Source organism: Williamsia sp. CHRR-6 (assembly GCF_018474015.1).
In the GTDB taxonomy this organism is placed as follows: Bacteria; Actinomycetota; Actinomycetes; order Mycobacteriales; family Mycobacteriaceae; genus Williamsia_A.
On sequence record NZ_JAHCSG010000001.1, the window covers coordinates 943,341 to 961,669 of the forward strand.

Annotated in this window: 17 protein-coding genes and 2 pseudogenes; 6 read left to right on the top strand and 13 right to left on the bottom strand. The window is 67.7% G+C overall.

Translation table 11 applies throughout. From position 1 onward, the window contains the following. Positions 1–126 precede the first annotated feature (126 nt). Both KIK15_RS04190 and KIK15_RS04195 read left to right on the top strand, forming a co-directional pair. On the top strand, positions 127–1,530 hold the full coding sequence (locus KIK15_RS04190; RefSeq protein ID WP_214242846.1) for an aminobutyraldehyde dehydrogenase: 1,404 nt from the start codon (positions 127–129) through the stop codon (positions 1,528–1,530). Between the two features lie 58 nt (positions 1,531–1,588). After that, positions 1,589–3,538: a primary-amine oxidase gene (locus KIK15_RS04195; RefSeq protein WP_250323922.1), complete on the top strand. Its 1,950-nt coding sequence runs from the start codon at positions 1,589–1,591 to the stop codon at positions 3,536–3,538. 146 nt (positions 3,539–3,684) lie between these two features. Here KIK15_RS04195 and KIK15_RS04200 read toward each other — a convergent pair whose 3' ends face one another. Both KIK15_RS04200 and KIK15_RS04205 read right to left on the bottom strand, forming a co-directional pair. Next, on the bottom strand, positions 3,685–4,170 hold the full coding sequence (locus KIK15_RS04200; RefSeq protein WP_307851724.1) for a TetR/AcrR family transcriptional regulator C-terminal domain-containing protein: 486 nt from the start codon (positions 4,168–4,170) through the stop codon (positions 3,685–3,687). Positions 4,171–4,318: 148 nt separating this feature from the next. Next, positions 4,319–5,353 carry a zinc-binding dehydrogenase gene (locus KIK15_RS04205; RefSeq protein WP_214242848.1) on the bottom strand — a complete coding sequence of 345 codons (1,035 nt, stop codon included), beginning with the start codon at positions 5,351–5,353 and terminating at the stop codon, positions 4,319–4,321. A 130-nt stretch (positions 5,354–5,483) separates the two neighbouring features. Between KIK15_RS04205 and KIK15_RS18835 the strand changes: the two are divergent. Continuing rightward, a pseudogene (locus tag KIK15_RS18835) lies at positions 5,484–5,684 on the top strand (DUF1720 domain-containing protein); the annotation flags it as partial. 58 nt (positions 5,685–5,742) lie between these two features. Continuing rightward, a pseudogene (locus KIK15_RS18255) lies at positions 5,743–5,847 on the top strand (agmatine deiminase family protein); the annotation flags it as partial. A gap of 79 nt (positions 5,848–5,926) precedes the next feature. On the opposite strand, the gene KIK15_RS04215 reads toward KIK15_RS18255, so the two are convergent. Next, positions 5,927–6,367: an Hsp20/alpha crystallin family protein gene (locus tag KIK15_RS04215; protein ID WP_214243251.1), complete on the bottom strand. Its 441-nt coding sequence runs from the start codon at positions 6,365–6,367 to the stop codon at positions 5,927–5,929. 282 nt (positions 6,368–6,649) lie between these two features. Between KIK15_RS04215 and KIK15_RS04220 the strand changes: the two genes are divergently transcribed. Then, a complete protein-coding gene (locus tag KIK15_RS04220) occupies positions 6,650–8,647 on the top strand; it encodes an acyl-CoA dehydrogenase (RefSeq protein ID WP_214242850.1) in 1,998 nt (665 codons plus the stop codon). Positions 8,648–8,665: 18 nt separating this feature from the next. Here KIK15_RS04220 and KIK15_RS04225 read toward each other — a convergent pair whose 3' ends face one another. The 10 genes from KIK15_RS04225 to KIK15_RS04270 form a co-directional block, all read right to left on the bottom strand. After that, positions 8,666–8,923, bottom strand: a complete 258-nt coding sequence (locus tag KIK15_RS04225; RefSeq protein ID WP_214242851.1) for a hypothetical protein — start codon at positions 8,921–8,923, stop codon at positions 8,666–8,668. Continuing rightward, positions 8,913–9,440 (bottom strand): DUF3093 domain-containing protein, encoded by a 528-nt coding sequence (locus KIK15_RS04230; protein WP_214242852.1) that lies wholly within the window; start codon positions 9,438–9,440, stop codon positions 8,913–8,915. Before KIK15_RS04230 ends, KIK15_RS04225 begins: the two co-directional genes overlap by 11 nt. Continuing rightward, complete coding sequence (locus tag KIK15_RS04235; RefSeq protein ID WP_214242853.1) at positions 9,433–9,861, bottom strand: hypothetical protein; 429 nt, start codon at positions 9,859–9,861, stop codon at positions 9,433–9,435. Before KIK15_RS04235 ends, KIK15_RS04230 begins: the two co-directional genes overlap by 8 nt. Continuing rightward, positions 9,858–10,901, bottom strand: a complete 1,044-nt coding sequence (locus KIK15_RS04240; protein ID WP_214242854.1) for a 7TM-DISM domain-containing protein — start codon at positions 10,899–10,901, stop codon at positions 9,858–9,860. Before KIK15_RS04240 ends, KIK15_RS04235 begins: the two co-directional genes overlap by 4 nt. A gap of 69 nt (positions 10,902–10,970) precedes the next feature. Beyond that, positions 10,971–11,951, bottom strand: a complete 981-nt coding sequence (hemB, locus tag KIK15_RS04245) for a porphobilinogen synthase (protein ID WP_214242855.1) — start codon at positions 11,949–11,951, stop codon at positions 10,971–10,973. Between the two features lie 13 nt (positions 11,952–11,964). Beyond that, positions 11,965–13,677 carry a bifunctional uroporphyrinogen-III C-methyltransferase/uroporphyrinogen-III synthase gene (locus tag KIK15_RS04250; protein WP_214242856.1) on the bottom strand — a complete coding sequence of 571 codons (1,713 nt, stop codon included), beginning with the start codon at positions 13,675–13,677 and terminating at the stop codon, positions 11,965–11,967. A 47-nt stretch (positions 13,678–13,724) separates the two neighbouring features. Next, the gene (gene hemC, locus KIK15_RS04255) at positions 13,725–14,681 is read right to left on the bottom strand and encodes a hydroxymethylbilane synthase (protein WP_307851725.1); all 957 of its coding nucleotides are present in this window, start codon (positions 14,679–14,681) and stop codon (positions 13,725–13,727) included. Further along, positions 14,678–16,036, bottom strand: coding sequence for a glutamyl-tRNA reductase (locus KIK15_RS04260; RefSeq protein ID WP_214242857.1), 1,359 nt, complete (start codon positions 16,034–16,036; stop codon positions 14,678–14,680). The genes hemC and KIK15_RS04260 overlap by 4 nt, the downstream gene beginning before the upstream one ends. Then, the gene (locus KIK15_RS04265; protein ID WP_214243253.1) at positions 16,033–16,731 is read right to left on the bottom strand and encodes a redox-sensing transcriptional repressor Rex; all 699 of its coding nucleotides are present in this window, start codon (positions 16,729–16,731) and stop codon (positions 16,033–16,035) included. Before KIK15_RS04265 ends, KIK15_RS04260 begins: the two co-directional genes overlap by 4 nt. A 109-nt stretch (positions 16,732–16,840) precedes the next feature. Further along, positions 16,841–17,098 carry a glutaredoxin family protein gene (locus KIK15_RS04270; protein WP_214242858.1) on the bottom strand — a complete coding sequence of 86 codons (258 nt, stop codon included), beginning with the start codon at positions 17,096–17,098 and terminating at the stop codon, positions 16,841–16,843. A gap of 53 nt (positions 17,099–17,151) precedes the next feature. Between KIK15_RS04270 and KIK15_RS04275 the strand changes: the two genes are divergently transcribed. Then, positions 17,152–18,282 (top strand): HAD-IB family hydrolase, encoded by a 1,131-nt coding sequence (locus KIK15_RS04275; protein WP_307851726.1) that lies wholly within the window; start codon positions 17,152–17,154, stop codon positions 18,280–18,282. Positions 18,283–18,329: the final 47 nt, after the last annotated feature.

Genomic DNA, 18,329 nt, shown 5'->3' on the forward strand with positions numbered 1-18,329 from the left:
CACACCGCACCGATATCGCCGACAACACGGATACGGTCGTCTGATTGCGCCTAAGCTGAGCAGATCGTCAGTGCCACACCCGCCTGACCACTCGAATCGCAGCTCACCCCGGCACGGAAGGCAGCCATGAGTTCCTCGACCGTCCTGCAGAACTGGATCAACGGCGCGTTCGTCGCCTCCGGTTCCACCGAGACCCTCGACGTGATCAACCCGATCGACGAGACCGTGGTGGCGGTGTCGCCGATCTCCACCGACGCCGACGTCGACGCCGCCATGGCCGCGGCCACCGCGGCGTTTGCCACCTGGGGCAAGACCACCCCGTCGGTGCGGCAGACCGCGCTGTTGAAGTTGGCCGACGCGCTGGAGGCGAACTCCGATCGACTGGTGGCCGCCCAGGCCCGCAACACCGGCCAACCCGCCCAGCAGATCGCCGACGAAGAGGTGGCGGTGGGCGCCGATCAGATCCGGTTCTTCGCCGGCGCGGCGCGCATGTTGGAGGGCAAGGCCGCCGGGGAGTACATGGACGGGTTCACCTCGTATGTCCGCCGCGAACCGATCGGCGTGGTCGGGCAGGTGACGCCGTGGAACTACCCGTTGATGATGGCGCTGTGGAAGATCGGCCCGGCGCTGGCCGCAGGCAACACCATCGTCCTCAAACCCAGTGACACCACCCCCGAGTCCACCCTGGTGCTGGCCGAGCTGACCAAGGGCATCCTGCCCGACGGGGTGTTCAACGTGGTGCTGGGCAACGGCGCCACCGGCGCGGCGGTGGTCAGCCACAAGACCCCGGGACTGGTCGCCATCACCGGGTCGGTGCGCGCCGGGATCGCCGTGGCGGTGGCCGCAGCGCAGCAACTCAAGCGAGCCCACCTCGAACTCGGCGGCAAGGCACCTGCGGTGGTGTTCGCCGACGCCGATCTCGACACCGCGGTGGCCCCGATCGCCGACGCCGCGTTCTTCAACGCCGGGCAGGACTGCACCGCAGTGACCCGCATCTTGGTGCACTCCTCCATCCATGACGCGTTCGTCGAGAAGCTGGTCGCCTACACCGCCGGGGTCACCACTCCCCCACTCAACAACGTCAACCACTTCGGCAAGGTCACCTCGGTGCTGGCAGGAGTGCCCGCGCACGCGACGGTGGCCATAGGTGGAAAGCGCAAGGGCGACAAGGGCTTCTTCGTCGAGCCCACCGTGATCACCGGGGTACACCAGGACGATGCGCTGGTCCAGGAGGAGACCTTCGGACCGGTGGTGACCGTGCAGGCCTTCGACGACGAGACGCAGGCGGTCGAGTTGGCCAACGACGTGAACTACGGTCTGGCGTCGAGTGTCTGGACTCGCGATCACGCCACCGCCACCCGGATGACCGCGGCCCTGGACTTCGGGTGCGTGTGGATCAACTGCCACATCCCCTTGGTCGCCGAGATGCCACACGGAGGGTTCAAGAACTCCGGCTACGGCAAGGATCTGTCCGGGTACGGGGTGGAGGACTACACCCGCATCAAGCACGTGATGAGTTCCACCAGCTAGTTGGTCTGTCGGGTTGCTCGAGACCGGGGCGCTCGCTTCTGAGATGGAGGTACCCCCGATGTCGCTGTCGCATCCCCTCGATCCGCTCGACGCCGACGAGTTCCGTTCGGTGACAACCATTCTGCGGGAGCACCGGGGGGTGGGTCCGGGATGGCGGTTCTGCTCGGTGGAGATGATCGAACCGAGCAAGGCCGACTTGCGCGAGTTCGATGCCGCCGGAGCCGTCCCGGCCCGGCGCGCCCTGGCCACCCTGCTGCACTCGCCGCGCAACCTCACCGTCAAAGCGGTGGTGTCGCTGACGGCGGGCACAGTGGAATCGTTCGACGAGATCCCCGGGGTACAGCCGAACTTCACCGTCGACGAGTACGAAGAATGCGATCAGGTACTGCGTTCGCACCCGGATGTGGTTGCCGCCCTGGCCCGGCGCGGCATCACCGACCTGGATCTGGTGTTCATGGACACCTGGACCTACGGCGCCGCGGTGATGCCACCGGAGTGGGCCGACCGACGGTTGGGCTGGTCGGACACGTGGATGCGGGGTGAGGCCGGCGGCAACCTCTACGCGCACCCGGTCAGCGGCCTGCACTGTGTCATCGACGTCAACACGATGGAGGTGTTGCGTATCGAGGACAGTGCCGATCGCCCTGAGGGTTTCGTGGAGCCGGCCCCGGTGATGGGCGAGTACGTGCCGTCGTTGATCCCCGAACGCATCCGGTGCACCTGGACGCGGGAACCGCTCAAGCCGTTGAAGATCACCCAACCCGAGGGTCCGTCTTTCACGCTGGAGGGCAATCTGCTGCGGTGGCAGAACTGGTCGATGCGTGTGGGTTTCAACCACCGCGAGGGAATGACGTTGCACACGGTCAGTTTTCGCGACGGAGATCGGGATCGGTCGGTGGCGCACAAGATGTCGTTCGCCGAGATGATGGTCCCCTACCGCGATCACTGCGAGGACCACTACCGCCGCACCGCCTTCGACATCGGCGAATGGGGTCTGGGCTTCATGACCACCTCCCTGGAACTGGGCTGCGACTGCCTGGGCGAGATCCGCTATCTTGATGCCACCCTGCACAATTCGGCCGGCGAGCCGTACGTGATCCGTAACGCGATCTGCATCCACGAAGAGGACAACGCGGTGCTGTGGAAGCACGTGGACCACAACGGGACCGCCGAGGTGCGCCGTATGCGATTGCTTACGGTGTCGTTCCACGTGACCGTCGCCAACTACGAGTACCTGGTCTATTGGCGGTTCTACCAGGACGGCAACATCCAGTGCGAGGTGCGCGCAACCGGGATCATGGTCACCACCCCGGTCCGGCCCGGCGAACCGCATCCGCACGGCACCCTGGTCGACCATCGCACCTACGCCCCGTTTCACCAACATTTCCTGGTTGCGCGGCTCGATCTCGATGTCGACGGCACCAACAACACCGTGGTGATGAGCGAGACCGAGGCGGAGCCGATGGGCCCAGGCAACCCGTACGGCCTGTCGCTGGTGCAACGCAACACGCCGCTGCGCACCGAATCCGAGGGCGCACAGGACATGAACTGGGCCAGTCAACGCAGTTGGAAGGTGACCAACCCCAACGTGACCACCGGGTTGGGGCTGCATCCGGCGTACAAGTTGGTGCCCGGTGACGCCATCCCACCGCTGTTCGACCCAGCGTCACCGATCTTCCAGCGCGCCACCGTCATCGGGCACACTCTGTGGGTCACCCCGAACGATCCCGAGGAACGTTGGCCGGCAGGCGAGTTCGTCAACCAGTCGGCCACCGACACCGGGATCGGGGCGTGGACCAAGGCCAACCGACCGATCGAGAACACCGACGTGGTGCTGTGGTACGTCTTCGGCATCCACCACATCACCCGCCCGGAGGACTGGCCGGTGATGCCGAGTGACACGGTGTCGTTCTGGCTCAAGCCGTTCGGGTTCTTCGACCGCAACCCGGCCCTGGACGTAGCCCCCACCGAAAAGGCGTGCGCCACCGACGACACCTCCTGCCACTGACTCGTCGGTTGGGCGCAAACCCGCGTCGGTTGGGCGCAAACCCGCGTCGGTTGGGCGGAAACCGGTGTCGGTTGGGCGCAAACCCGCGTCGGTTGGGCGGAAACCCGCGTCGGTTGGGCGGAAACCGGTGTCGGTTGGGCGCAAACCTATGACGCCTCGTCCACCGTTGCCCGCCAGCCGGCGATCAGCACCGCCAGCCCGGAATCGAACGCGCGGTCGGCCCGGTCGGAATCTTTGGCGTGCGCCAGCGCACCGAGGAGATCGGGATCATCGGTGGCTTCGGCGGACCATACCTCCTGCGGCGCTGCGAGATCGAGGGCCGACCCGAGCACGAAGGCGTCGCGGATGGTGATCGCGTCGAGGGTTGCAACATCGGTCAACCCAGCGGCGCGGAAGGCTCGGGCCAAAGTCTCATACGTCGCCACCGCCATCCGACTACCTACGGTCTGCCCGGTGAGCAGCGGGATCAGCCGCGGGTGCGCACAGTAGGCGTCCCGAGAGGAGCGGGCGGCCGCACTCACCGTGTCGCTCCACGACTGCGCCTGCGCCGCAGTGCGAACCAGCACCGATGCCATCACGCGGTCGCGTAGCAGCTCGATGATCTCGCCGCGCCCCCCGACGTGGTTGTACAACGACGACGGTCGAACCTGAAGCGCCGCAGCAACACCCGGCTCGGTAAGTCGCCGGTACGGTCCACCACCGCCAACGCCGCATCGACGATGAGTTCGACCGACAAGATCGGTGAGCGCGAACGAAGCTTGCGATGAGGCTAGGCAGCGCTCACGGCGCGACGAGGACCTTCAACGCTTCACGGTCGGCCATCTGCTGGTAACCCGCAGGTACCCCGTCGATCCCGACCGTCACATCGAACACCCTGCCCGGGTTGATCTTTCCCTCGAGGATGTCGGGCATCAGTTGTTCGATGTAGGCGCGCGCAGGGGCGACGCCGCCGGTCAGGGTGATGTTGTTCATGAAGAACTGCCGCCCGGCCGTGACCTGTTGGTACTGAGGCACACCCACGCGGCTGACGGTGCCACCGGCGCGGACCACGCCGAACGCGGTGTTGAGCGCGTCCTCGTAGCCAACGCATTCCAGCACCTGACGGGTACCGTCGCCGCCGGTCAGCTCACGCACCTTCGCGATGCCTTCCTCGCCGCGTTCAGCCACCACGTCGGTGGCACCGAATTCGCGTCCGATGTCGGTACGCACCGTGTGGCGACCCATCAGGATGATCTGCTCGGCACCGAGCCGTTTGGCGGCCAACACAGCCGAAAGACCCACTGCGCCATCGCCGATCACCGTCACGGAGCTTCCCTGGCTCACCCCTGCGGTCACGGCGCAGTGGTGTCCAGTGGGGAAGACATCCGACAGCGTGAGCAGCGAGGGCAGCAACGCCGAGTCCGGCGCGACGGGCAGCTTGACCAAGGTCCCCTGGGCCTGGGGCACCCGTACAGCTTCGCCCTGACCGCCGTCCACCCCGCCGAAACCCCAGCCGCCGCCGTGGCGACACGACGTGTGCAGGCCTTCGGTGCAGAAGTCGCAGGTGTTGTCGGCCCACACGAACGGGGCGACCACCAGATCGCCGCGCGACAGACCGTTCACGTCGGCACCCACGTCCTCGATCACCCCGAGGAACTCGTGCCCGATGCGCTGGCCCTTCTCCGACGCAGGCTTGGATCCATAGGGCCACAGGTCGCTGCCGCAGATACACGACCGAACGACCCGCACCACCGCATCGGTCGGGTCGACGATGACTGGATCAGGGACCTCCTCGACCCGTACGTCACCGGCTCCGTAGATAAGTGTCGCCTTCATTGCCACTCCTGTTCGTGTCGTCGAGAACCTCTCGCGCGGTGGCCTCTGCGGACATCACCCATCCGCCGACGACCAATGCACTCCCGCTTATGAGAGTACGGACGCGCGGACTCGGTTTCCGACGCTTCCAGTGGTCGCCGACGATCACCGCGTCGTTCCGCGCCACCCGGCGAGCTGTCCCACGACGCACGCGCTAGATGTTTCGACTCCGTCGAACCCGGGGTTTGGCGCCCAACCGACGGGGATTAGCGCCCAACCGACGGGGATTAGCGCCCAGTCGACGGGGTTTGGCGCCCAACCGACGGGGTTTAGCGCCCAGTCGACGGGGTTTAGCGCCCAACCGACTGGGTTTAGCGCCCAACCGACGGGGATTAGCGCCCAACCGACGGGCCATCCTCGCCGAGGGCCTACCCCGGCGCCGCGTGGTGGGCGTCGATGCCTGCAGACTGTTCGCCCGAGGTGGCGACATCCACTGCATCACCTGTCAGCAACCCGCCCGAGACACAACACAACGAACGCTGCCCGCATCGAACCTCGATGCGGGCAGCGTGTTTCGTCGCGGCGTGATCTACGTCAGTGCGCCGGGGCCTCGATGGTTTTCGGTGCATCACTGTGTGCCACCGTGATCTTGCGGGGCTTTGCCCGTTCAGCCAGCGGGATGGTCACGGTGAGTACCCCGTTGTCGTAGTCGGCGCTGATGCGATCGGAATCGACGTTGTCGCCCAGGGTGAGCTGGCGCCGGTAGGTGCCGTAGAACCGCTCACTGGTCAACCACGAGACCGAGTCGTCCGACCGCGAGGTGCGCTGAGCCGAAATGGTCAGGGTGCCGTGGTCGACGTCGATGTCGATCGACCCGGGATCGACGCCAGGCAGGTCGGCGGTCAGCAGAAAATGGTCGTCCACCTTGTACAGATCCATCGGCATGAATCGCGGTGTACGGGCCGACCCGGTCTGGCCGGACAACAGTCCACGGGTCAGGGAATCCAGTTCGTTGAAGGGATCAAAACGCAGCACAGCCACCACCTCCGGTCGTCTCTCGGGCCCGCCCTCGTTGTCGGGCTCTGTTCTCTGTGCACTACCGATATTAGCACTCTCGACAGGAGAGTGCCAGGTCTTGGGGACGCGGCGAGAATCACCAAAGCTGCACCGCACCAACCGTTCCAGACGACCGCGACTTCGACATGGCAACGGCGCGTGATGCTTTCGTTGTCTGACCAACGACATCGGTAACGGCGCCGTGTCGAATTGTGACCGAGGTGTCTCCTCCGCGGGGTGGTGCGTCCGTACGCTGGAATCATGACCATCACAGACGCGAGCAACCGTTCAGACACAGACCAGGCCTCGTCCGGCGTCGAACCGGCGAGCCGCCTCTTGGTCGACAACCTGCGAGTCACCCTCGACGGCCGCTGGGGCGAGACCCGCGACTACGTGCGCGCCAACATCGACCGCGAGGACCTGCTGCCCGACCCCTCGTTGACCATGCAGCAGGCCCGCGACCGCACCTTCGAACACGTCGAAGAACTTGCGCGCCTTGACTTCCCATCCGACGGCTTCCGTCGCGATCATGGCGGTACCGGTGACGTGGGCGCCGCGATCACCGCCATCGAGATGCTCGGCTACGCCGATCTGTCGCTGATGGTGAAAGCTGGTGTGCAGTGGGGGCTCTTCGGTGGCGCGGTGGAAAACCTCGGCACGAAGATTCATCACGACAAGTTCGTCAAGGGGATCATCAACCTCGACATCCTCGGTTGCTTCGCGATGAGCGAGATGGGCCATGGCTCCAACGTGCAGGCGCTGGAGACCGAGGCCACCTATGACCGCGCCACCGGGGAGTTCGTCATCCACTCCACCACGGCCGGCGCCACCAAGGAGTACATCGGCGGAGCCGCCCAGCACGCGAGGTTCGCGTCGGTGTTCGCCCAGCTGATCACCGCCGGGCCCGGCGAGGAGCCACAGAGCCACGGGGTGCACTGCTTCGTGGTGCAGATCCGCGACAACAAGGGCAAGCCCATGCCCGGCGTCACCATCGGTGACTCCGGCTACAAGGGCGGGCTCGCCGGCGTCGACAACGGTCGACTGCGGTTCGACAACGTGCGTGTTCCCCGGGAGAACCTGCTCAACCGCTACGGCGACGTGGCCGCCGACGGCACCTACAGCTCACCGATCGAGAACACCAACCGGCGCTTCTTCACCATGTTGGGCACCCTGATCCGTGGCCGTATCAGTGTCGCCGCGACGTCGGGTGCCGCAGCCCGCAAGGCATTGGCCATCGCCACCCGCTACGGCACCACCCGGCGCCAGTTCGAGGCCCCGGGCAAGCCCGAGGAGACGGTGCTGCTGGACTACCTGGTGCATCAGCGAAAGCTGTTGCCGCTCATCGCCAAGTCCTACGCTCTGGAGTTCGCGATGAACGACGTGGTGGAGGAGTTGCACGAGGTGCAGTCCGCCGACCCTGACCTCGCTCTGCACGACGCCGAGTTCGCCAAGCGGCAGCGGCGGTTGGAGGCCAGCGCCGCAGGCATCAAGGCCATCACCACCTGGCACGCCTCGCACACCATCAACGTTGCACGCGAAGCATGCGGTGGCGCAGGCTATCTCGACGAGAACCAGCTCTCGATCATGCGCGGCGACATCGACGTCTTCACCACCTTCGAGGGCGACAACACCGTGATGACCCAGCTGGTCGGCAAGGAGCTGCTCTCCGCCTACGCCGAAGAGGTCCAGGGCATGGACATGGTGGGATGGGCCGGCTTCATCGCCAACACCGCTCGCGACATGTTCCTCGAGGCCACCGGTAGCCGCCAGCTCACCCAGACCCTGTTGGACGCGGGCGAGGACGACGGCAAGTCCGACTTGGCCAGCCGCGCAACGCATCTGCAGATGTTCCGCAACCGCGAGGAGCACCTGCTGCGCACTGTCGCGCAGCGGATGCAGCGGGCCAAGGAGCCCGACGCCGACGGCTTCGAGGTGTTCAACTCCGCGCAGGACCACCTGCTGGCTGCAGCCTGGGCCAGCATCGAACGGGTGGTGTTGGAGAGCTTCGTGACCCACATCAAGGATTGCGACAGCAAGGCCGCCGCCGACCTTCTGAACAAGGTGTGCGACCTGTTCGTCTACTCCACGCTGGAGAACCATCTGTCGTGGTACCTGATGCACAAGCACGTCTCGGTGGAGCGCGCCAAGGCGATTCGACGCAGCGTCAACACCGCCTGCCGGGAGCTCCGACCCCACGCCCGCACGCTGGTCGACGCGTTCGGCATCCCGGAGAAACTGCTCACCGTCGAGATGAAGTGAGACCGCCGGCGTCGCCGATCAGAGTCGGCGACGCCGGAAGCGGGACACGGCGGCGGCGACGAACACCGATGACGCGATGACCAAGACCGTACCGAGGGCGATGAGGTCGCCACGGTAGGTGGTCAACTCATACGGACCGGCCACCTGCCGGCCACCTGAGGTGAGCGGTGGGTAGGTGGCGCTGCTGGGCGCGGCGGCGAAGAGCACGACCGCGGCCACCACTGCGAGCACTGCGGCCAGCACGTATACACAACCGATGCGGCGGTCAGTCGTCATCGTCGGCTCCCTTCGCACAACCCTTGGGGCCCAGGCCCATCTCAACGGCGAGGTGGGCCTGGACCAGCTCCGAGCGCAAGCGTTGGGCATCGCGCGCCCACGCCTGAGCCAGCTTTCCCGACGTCAGCTCGAGCCCGATACCCGTACGCCGCCGCGGCACTGCACTCAATTCACCCAGAGCGGGGGCGCTCTCCCAGTCTTTGGCCCGATGACCGTGGTTCTCGGGATAGATGGTCGCGATGTCGCTCAACGCGATGGTGACGGTGCCCTGGGTGAGGGTGGTCTCGGTGAGCGTGACCGACACGTGGGTGCGCGCGGCGTACACCTGCACCGCAGCGAAGCCGGTGAGGATGACGAAGAAGATCGACAGCACCGGCCAGTGGATCTGTCCGGGGCCACTCGCCTCCACGGCCACCACCGCACCCACCAGCAGCGGTCCCACCGTCAGCGCCCACCAACTGCCACCGCTCTCGTGGAACAACACCTCGCCGCGCTCGTCGGCCCCGCGATCAGCCATCGCCCACGGTTCGACGACTGAACCATGCGTCGGGTTCGGGTCGATACGCCATCATCGAGGCGACCAAACCGATCAGACCGCAGATCAACATGATGGGGTTGATCGCGAGCACCGAGAGCAACATGCCCAGCACGGTGGCGATCAGGGTGAGCATGGCCAGCGCCGAACGCCACCGCGGATCCTCGCGCTGAGCCACCCGACGCGCCAGCACCCCGATGCCTACTCCGATGAGCACCGACAGCGTCCCCACCCCGATACCGAACGCGGCACCGGCGAACGCCGCGGCCACCGCGATGATCGCCCCGGTGACGGCGAACAGGGCACCCGAGGCAAACCACAACCGCAGCGACCACGTAGCCAGACTCGGCGCGATCACCGGATCAGGGTTCGACTCGTCAGGGTTGGAGACCGGCTCGCTCATCCGGTCGTCTCCTCGTCGACCTCGCCGACCGCCACGTCGCGCACCGCGCGTTCGCGCACGTTCTCCCCGCGGGCGCGGCCGTCGGAGGTGCCTGGATCGACGGTGCCCGACTCGGCCTTGGCCAGGCTGGGTCGGGCTTCGGTCGGCCCCGGCTCGGCCGAATCGCTGGACCCCGTCGCCTCCACCGACCCCGTCGGGCCCGCGTCGGACTCCGGGTCACCCGTCTGGTTGGTGCCACCGTTCCAGGGCGCGGGCGGCGACTCGGGCATCGGCGAATCCGGTTCCATCAGCGACGACGACGGCAGGTCGGCGGCCGGTGCCGCTTGCTCGGCGCTCGGGGCCAGCGGATAGGACTGGGGTGGGTAGGACTGGGGTGGGTAGGACTGGGGTGGGTACGGCGGAGCCGGGTAGGACTGGCGCGGGTACGGCGGGGCCGGATACTGCTGGGGCGGGTACGGCGATCCCGGGTAGGGCGCGGGTGGGTACGGGCCACCTGGACCCGACCCCGACCCCGCGAACGGTCGACGAGCCTGGCGATAGGCGGCCATCTCGGTGCAGTAGGTCTCACACTCCTTCTGCGCCAACAGATATGCCGCCCCCAGTGCCGCCACCCCACTGAGCACCGACGGAACGGTGACCCACCGGGGACCGACCGAGTCGAACAGGGCGAAGACGGTCTGGATGACCAGAAACGCGCTGATGAAGGTGAGGGTGAGGCGCGCCCACTGGTACCCGTTGCGGGCCAACCACACCAGGAACAGCGAGATCACAGTCAACACCAGGGCGCCGGCGATGTAGATGGCGATGATGAACGCGGTGTTGCTGCCCAGGTCACGTTCGGCCTGGGTGGTGGCCTCGCGCGCCGAGCGACGTACCGAGTCGGCCAGAGTGGAATACTGACCCAGGTAGGCCACAGCCTGCCCCAATATCACCACCAGCCACAGTTCGGTGGCGATGGCCATCGCGGTCGCCAGCGTCGGCTTGGTCCGCTCCGGTTCGGGCGGGCCCGACGGGGTCGACCACGGTTGAGGGGTGGACATGGCTACAGGGTAATGCGGGGCGGTCGGTGGCCCCGTACGCCCTCGCGGTCCGCCCTCACCGGTGACACCTCACAGCAACCGGTCGGCCAGCTCGGTCGCCCAGTAGGTCAGCACGATCGATGCCCCCGCCCGCCGGATGGCGGTGACCGACTCGACGATCGCCGCGTCACGGTCGATCCATCCGCGGTCGGCGGCCGCGGTGATCATCGAGTACTCCCCCGAGATCTGGTACGCCGCCACCGGCACGTCGGCGACCTGCGCCACGTCGCGAACGATGTCGAGGTAGCTCATGGCGGGTTTGACCATCACGATGTCGGCCCCCTCGGCGAGGTCGTGGGCCAACTCGCGCATGGCCTCGTCCCGATTGGCCGGATCCTGCTGATATGTGCGGCGATCACCGGACAGCGTCGAGCCGACAGCTTCGCGGAAGGGACCGTAGAAGGCCGATGCGTACTTGGCGGTGTAGGCGAGGATGCCCACTTCGCTGTAGCCGTTGGCGTCCAACGCTTCTCGGATGGCACCGACCTGTCCGTCCATCATGCCGCTGGGCCCCAACAGATGCGCTCCGGCCCGCGCCTGCGCCAACGCCATCGAGACGTATCGGGCCAGCGTGGCGTCGTTGTCCACGCGGCCACCCGCATCGAGGACGCCGCAGTGACCGTGGTCGGTGAACTCGTCGAGGCAGGTGTCGGCCATCAGGACCGTGTCCTCGCCCAGGTCGGCGCGCAGCGCGCGCAGCGCCCGGTTGAGGATGCCTTCGGAATCGTCTGCTGCAGAACCGATGTCGTCTTTCGATTCCGGCGTGGGCACCCCGAACAGCATCAGACCGCCCACGCCTGCGGCCACCGCCTCGGCGGCCGCGGCCCGCAGCGAATCCATCGAGTGCTGCACCACACCGGGCATCGAGGCGATCGGGTGAGGTTCGTCTCGGCCGTCGGCGACGAACATCGGCAACACCAGATGCCGAGGCTCCAGCGACGTCTGCGCCACCAACCGACGCATCGACGCACTACTGCGTAGTCGGCGCGGGCGGATCGGCAACGGGGTCATGCGTTCTCGCCGGTCATGACCGCGAACGTCGCGCCTTCTTGCGCGGCGGCGGCAACGCACCCTCGGCACGCAGCCGGGCGGCGTGCTCGGCCAACGCATCCACCAGATCGGGCACCGAGGCGGTCTCGGGCTGCACGTCCACCCGCAGCCCGAACTCGATCGCGGTCTCGGCGGTCTTCGGTCCGATACAGGCCACGATGGTGCGCGCGTGCGGCTTTCCGGCGATGCCCACCAGATTGCGCACCGTGGAGCTGGAGGTGAAGCAGACCGCATCGAACCCACCGGTCTTGATCATCTCGCGGGTGGACGCCGGCGGCGGAGCGGCACGAACCGTGCGGTACGCGGTCACGTCGTCGATCTCCCAGCCCCGATCACGCAGACCCTCCGACAACGTCTCGGTGGCGATGTCGGCGCGCGGCAACAGGATCCGGTTCACCGGGTCGAACACGTCGTCATAGGGCGGGAAGTCCTCGAGCAGTCCCAGCGACGACTGCTCGCCACTCGGGATGAGTTCGGGGTTGATGCCGAAGGTGCGCACCTTGGCGGCGGTGGCCTCGCCCACACAGGCGATTTTGACACCACTGAAAGCGCGTGCGTCCAAACCGAATTCGGCGAACTTCTCCCACACCGCGCGCACTGCGTTGGTGGAGGTGAACACCACCCACTGGTAGCGGCCGTCCACGAGGCCCTTGACCGCACGTTCCATCTGCGCCGGACTACGCGGCGGTTCCACGGCGATGGTGGGCACCTCCATCGGGATGGCACCGTGGATCTCCAGCCGCGAACTCATGTCTCCGGCCTGGTCTTTGGTACGCGGCACCAACACGGTCCACCCGTACAGCGCCCGCGATTCCCACCACGACAGCTTGCCGCGCTGGGTGACCGCCTTGCCGATGGTGAGGATCAGCGGCCCGGGCAGCCCGGCCGCGAGGTCGTTGAGGGTGGCCAGCGTGGCCTCGACGGTGCGCTGCTGGCAGGTGGTGCCGTGGACGGTGACCGCGACCGGGGTCTGGGCGGCCACCCCGTACTCGGTCAGCGAGCTGGCCACCTCGGTCAGGTGGCTGGCGGTGGCGTGCAGCACCAGCGGCGCCGGTGAGGCGGCCAGTGCCGCCCAGTCCACCTCGCCGCGCACGTCGGCCTCGGTGTGCGATGACCCCAGTGCCATCCCGGCGTAACTGGGCACCGCGGTGGTGGCAGGCAGACCGGGGATGATCTCGAATCCGACCGACGTGCGGGCCACGGCGTTGACCTCAGCGAGCACCGAGTCGGTGGTCAGCGGGTCACCGGAGACCAGCCGCACCACATCATCACCGGCCTTGGCCATGGCGATCAGCGCCTTGGCCACCTCGGTCGGATCGCCCAGCGCCGGACGCACACGTCCACTGGGAGTCGACCCCTCGGGTGAAGAATTCAACTGCGCGACAACAGGATCGGCAGCGGACCCGGGAGCCGTCGACGCGGCGGTCTCGTCGGACGCGGCGGGGTCGGTGGTGGTCGCCGGCTCGGGGTGCGTGGGTGCCGGGGCGGTGACGGGCTCGGCCGCCGGGAGTTCGGGCAGGTTGGCGCCCACCAACTCGATCACGCCGGCGGCGACATCGGAGTCGACGAACACCATCCCGGCGTTCTGTAGCGCGTCACGGGCGCGTACCGTCAGCAGCGCCGGGTCACCCGGACCCGACCCGACGAACAGAACTCGGCCGGGGTTTGTCCTCTTCGTGCGACTCATGCGCCTGCGCTCTCCTGACCCGTGGCAAAGGTCCTTGCGGGTGGCTACTACGAGCGCATGACCTCCGCGGCCCCGCGATCGAGTAGTTCTGCGGCGAGCTCCGCACCGAGTTCGACGGCTCGCTCGACCGGCCCGACCACCGAGGAACGGATCACGTCGGATCCGTCCACCGCCGCCACCGCTGCGCGGAGCGACAACTCGGTGAAGATGCGCCCGTCGTCGTCGATCGACTCCACCACCTCGGCGATCGCGCCGATCGGAGCGGTGCATCCGGCCTCCAGGGCCGTCAACACCGCGCGTTCGGCGTCGACCGACGCCCGGGTGGGGGCGTCGTCCAACTCGGCGAGAATGCTCACCAGTTCGGCATCGTCGGCGCGACACTCCACAGCCAGGGCACCTTGTGCGGGTGCCGGAAGCAACACGACCGGATCGAAGGCCTCGGTCACCTCGTCTGCGCGACCGATCCGAACCAACCCGGCACGGGCTACGACCACTGCATCCAGCTCGTTGCCGACTTTGCCCAACCGAGAATTAAGATTGCCTCGTAGGGGGCGGATTTCCAAACCCAGACCCAGTGCGTTAAGCTGCGCGATCCTGCGCGGGGCCGAGGTACCGACCGTCGCACCGGGCGGCAACTCCCCCAACACCCGTCCGCCGGAGGCCACCAGCGCGTCGCGGGGGTCGACCCGCGGCGGCACCGCAGCGATCACCAGGTCGGCCTCCGGTGCGGTGGGCAGATCCTTGTAGGAGTGCACGGCCACGTCGACCTCGCCGGCCAGCAAAGCAGCGCGGATGGCGGTGGTGAACACACCCACCCCGATCTGGGCGACGGGGTCGGCGGAGCGGTCACCGTCGGTGCTGATGACGACCAGCTCCGCGCGATGCCCGGCCGCATTGAGGGCCTCGGCGATGCCACCGGCCTGGGTGGTGGCCAGCAACGAGCCGCGCGTCCCGATCCGGATCGCTCGCGCCGCGCCGCCGGTGGACTCGGCGCCGGCGGTCACCGTCGCGTCCGTCCGGAGGCCGATCCGCGACCGGTCTCTGGAGCCGTGACCGATTCGGCCGCACCGGGTTTCAGTTCGAACAGTTCACGCAACGCCTCGGCGTAGTGGTCGCCCTGCGGGGTGGAGGCGAGCTGTTTGACCCGCACGGTGGGGGCGTGCAGCAGCTTGTCGACCACCCGACGCACCGCCTTGGCCACCTCGTCGCGTTGGGGATCGTCGAGATCGGGCAGCCGCGACTCCAGCCGCAGGACCTCGGCCTCGACCATCTCTGCAGCCCGCTGCCGCAGGGCGGTGACCGTCGGGGTCACCTCGGCCTGACGCTGCGCGGTCAGATAGTCGTCGAGTTCGGCGGCCACGATCTCACGGGCGGCAGCGGCATCGGCGACCGCGGCCTGGGTGGCGCCGTCGGCGCGCAGGCTCTCGATGTCGACCAGGTGCACGCCGGGCAACCGGGCCGCAGCCGGATCGACGTTGCGGGGCAGGCCGAGGTCGCAGATGACCAGCGGAGTGGTCATGGTGCGCTGGGCCAGCGCCGAATGCACCTCACCGACGGTGACCACCGCGCCTACGCTGCCGGTACAGCTGACCACCACATCTGCGGTCGACACCGCCTGCGCCAGGTCGTCGATACCCACCGCGTGCACGCTCAACCCGTGATGGGTGGCCGCGCTGTCAGCCAGTTGTCGGGCCCGTTCGAAGGTGCGGTTGGCCACCGTCAGATCGGCCACCCCCTCGCGCACCAGGTGAGCCACGGCCAGTCCGCCCATCGCACCCGCCCCGACCACCACGGCCGAGGAGATGGTCCCGGGCACGTCGTCGCGTCCGAGCAGGCGCCGAGCCCGATCAAGCGCCACCGACACCACCGAGGCACCGGCGCGGTCGATACCGGTCTCGCTGTGCACCCGTTTGCCCACCCGCAGCGCCTGCTGCGCCAGCTCGTGGAGTACCCGACCAGCCGAGGAGTGTTCGTCGGCGCTGGCGTAGGCCGATCGGATCTGTCCCAGGATCTGCTGCTCGCCGATGACCATCGAGTCCAGCCCGGCGGCCACGGTGAACAGATGCTCGACGGCAGCCTCGGAGTAGCGGACGTAGGCGTGGCGGGTCATGTCCTCCACGGTCACCCCGGAGTACTCCCCGATCACCGCTCCGACGGCCTCCAACGCCGGGTGGAAGGCGTCGACCACGGCGTAGATCTCGATGCGGTTGCACGTCGAGACCAGCATGACCTCCGAGATCTGCGGGGTCTCCAGCAGTTTGTCGACCAGCTTGGGCCGGTCCTCATCGCTGACCGCGAGCTTCTCCAGCACCGACACCGGGGCACTGCGGTGCGACATCCCGAGCAGGAAGATGCTCATGCCGTCACCACCGCACCGCTGCGCTGTGCCTGCGATCCGGTCTCCTCGCAGGAGGCGTTGAAGGCCAAGATCTGCAGCTCGAGGCCCAGGTCGACCGGGCGGATGTGTACGTGCGGCGGCGCGTCGAGGGTGACCGTGGTGAGGTCGAGGATCTGACGCACACCCGCGGTCACGAACGCATCGCAGGTCTGCTGGGCGATGTCGTCGGCGGTCGCCATCACCGCGATGCCGACATCGGCGGCGCGGCAGCGGTCTACGAGTTCGGTCATGGGAGCCACGGTGAGTGCAACGTCAGGCATGGCGAAGGTCGTCCCGATGAGGTGTGGATCGGTGTCGAACATCGCAACCACCCGGAATCCGCGGCCCAGACCGGCGTGCATCAGCAGGGTGCGCCCGAGGTTGCCTGCGCCGGCCAACGCCACGTTGTGCAGGTCCTCCGAGTGCAGGGCCATCGCGATCCGAGCGGTCAGGCGAGCCACGTCGTAGCCCACGCCACGCACCCCGTTGGCGCCGACATGAGAGAGGTCTTTGCGCAGGATGGCGGGGTTGACCCCGGCCGCACCCGCCAACTGCCCACTGGAGGTGGAGAAGATGCCCGCCGCGCTCAACGACCGCAGGATGTGCAGGTAGCAGGCCAGGCGAGCGACCGAGGCTTCCGGGATGGACGCACCCGAATCGGCGGTGGATCTCGGCATCGGCACGCTTTCGACGGTGGGCAGCCCCGCATCGTTGCGAGGACCTCAACCGAGGCTATACCCGCTTGTGAACACCTTCACAAAAGGGTTGCCGTTCTCACACCCGAGCTCAGGCCCCCTGCCGCCGGGTGAGATCGGCGCGCAGCCGGGGCACGTCCACCTCGCCGTAGCCGTGTTCGGCACCGTCGATCAACACCACCGGGATCAGGTCGCCGTACTCGGCGCGCAGCTCGGGATCGGTGGCGGCGGCGGCGTCGATGTCGATCACCGACAGCTCGACCTCGAACTCGGTGCAGATCGGCTGCAGCTGCGCCAGGGCAACGGCACACGCTGAGCAGCCCGCACGCGACAGCAGGGTGATGGTCACCTCACGATTGTGCCGCGACCGTCCACCACGGGTGGTGCGACTAGGCTGAGCTGGTGAGTGAGGGAGGAGGCGATCAGGTGTCCGACACGCCCGAGGGCCCCAACCAGATCGACGCCGACCAGAACGGCCCCGGAACCGGGGCGTCCGAGCCCGCCACCACGCCCCCGGCGTCGTCGCCGGAGGTGGCGACACCCGACGGCGAACGCGACGCCGGCGGAACCGTCAGCAATTGGATCACCAGTCGCGCATCACGGTCGGTGCACAGCGCGCGTGCCGGCCGATTCCGGCAGACCGCGGCCGAGCTGCGCCACTCGTTGGCCGGCGAGGCCAGCGCGCAGGCGGCCTACGCCGCGCTGCGGGAGCGCGTGCGCGCCGACGACACCGACGACGAGCCCGGTTCGCCGACCGAGGTGCCGCCGGATCTGACCGCAGCGGCCTTCTTCGACGTCGACAACACCCTGGTGCAGGGTGCCTCGATCGTGCACTTCGCCAAGGGCTTGGCCGCCCGCAACTATTTCTCCTACGGCGACATGCTCGAATTCCTTTGGGCGCAGGCAAAGTTCCGCATCACCGGCCGCGAAAGCGCCACCGACGTGGCCTCGGGTCGAGAGAAGGCGCTGTCGTTCATCGCGGGTCGTTCCACCGAGGAACTGGTGCGTCTGGGCGAGGAGATCTTCGACGAGACCATCGCCGATCGCATCTGGCCGGGCACCCAGGCGTTGGCGCAGATGCACCTCGACGCCGGCCAACAGGTGTGGCTGGTGACGGCCACCCCGGTGCAGCTGGCGCAGACCATCGCCAGCCGGCTGGGTTTCACCGGGGCGTTGGGCACCGTGGCCGAGAGTGTCGACGGTGTGTTCACCGGCCGCCTGGTCGGCGACATCCTGCACGGGTTGGGCAAGGCGCATGCGGTACGCACCCTGGCCGTTCGCGAGGGCCTCAACCTCAAGCGCTGTACCGCCTACTCCGACTCGCACAACGACGTGCCGATGCTGTCGCTGGTGGGCACGGCGGTGGTGATCAACCCCGACACCGACCTACGCGAGGTGGCGCGGGTGCGCGGCTGGGAGATCCGTGACTTTCGGACCGCCCGCAAGGCGGCCAAGATCGGCGTGCCCACCGCGTTGGCGCTCGGCGCCATCGGGGGCGCGGGCGCCGTGATCGCCCGCGGCTGGAAGAAGTAGCCAAGCGCACCGAATTAGGCTGTGGGCGCAGCGAATTCGCACCTGAG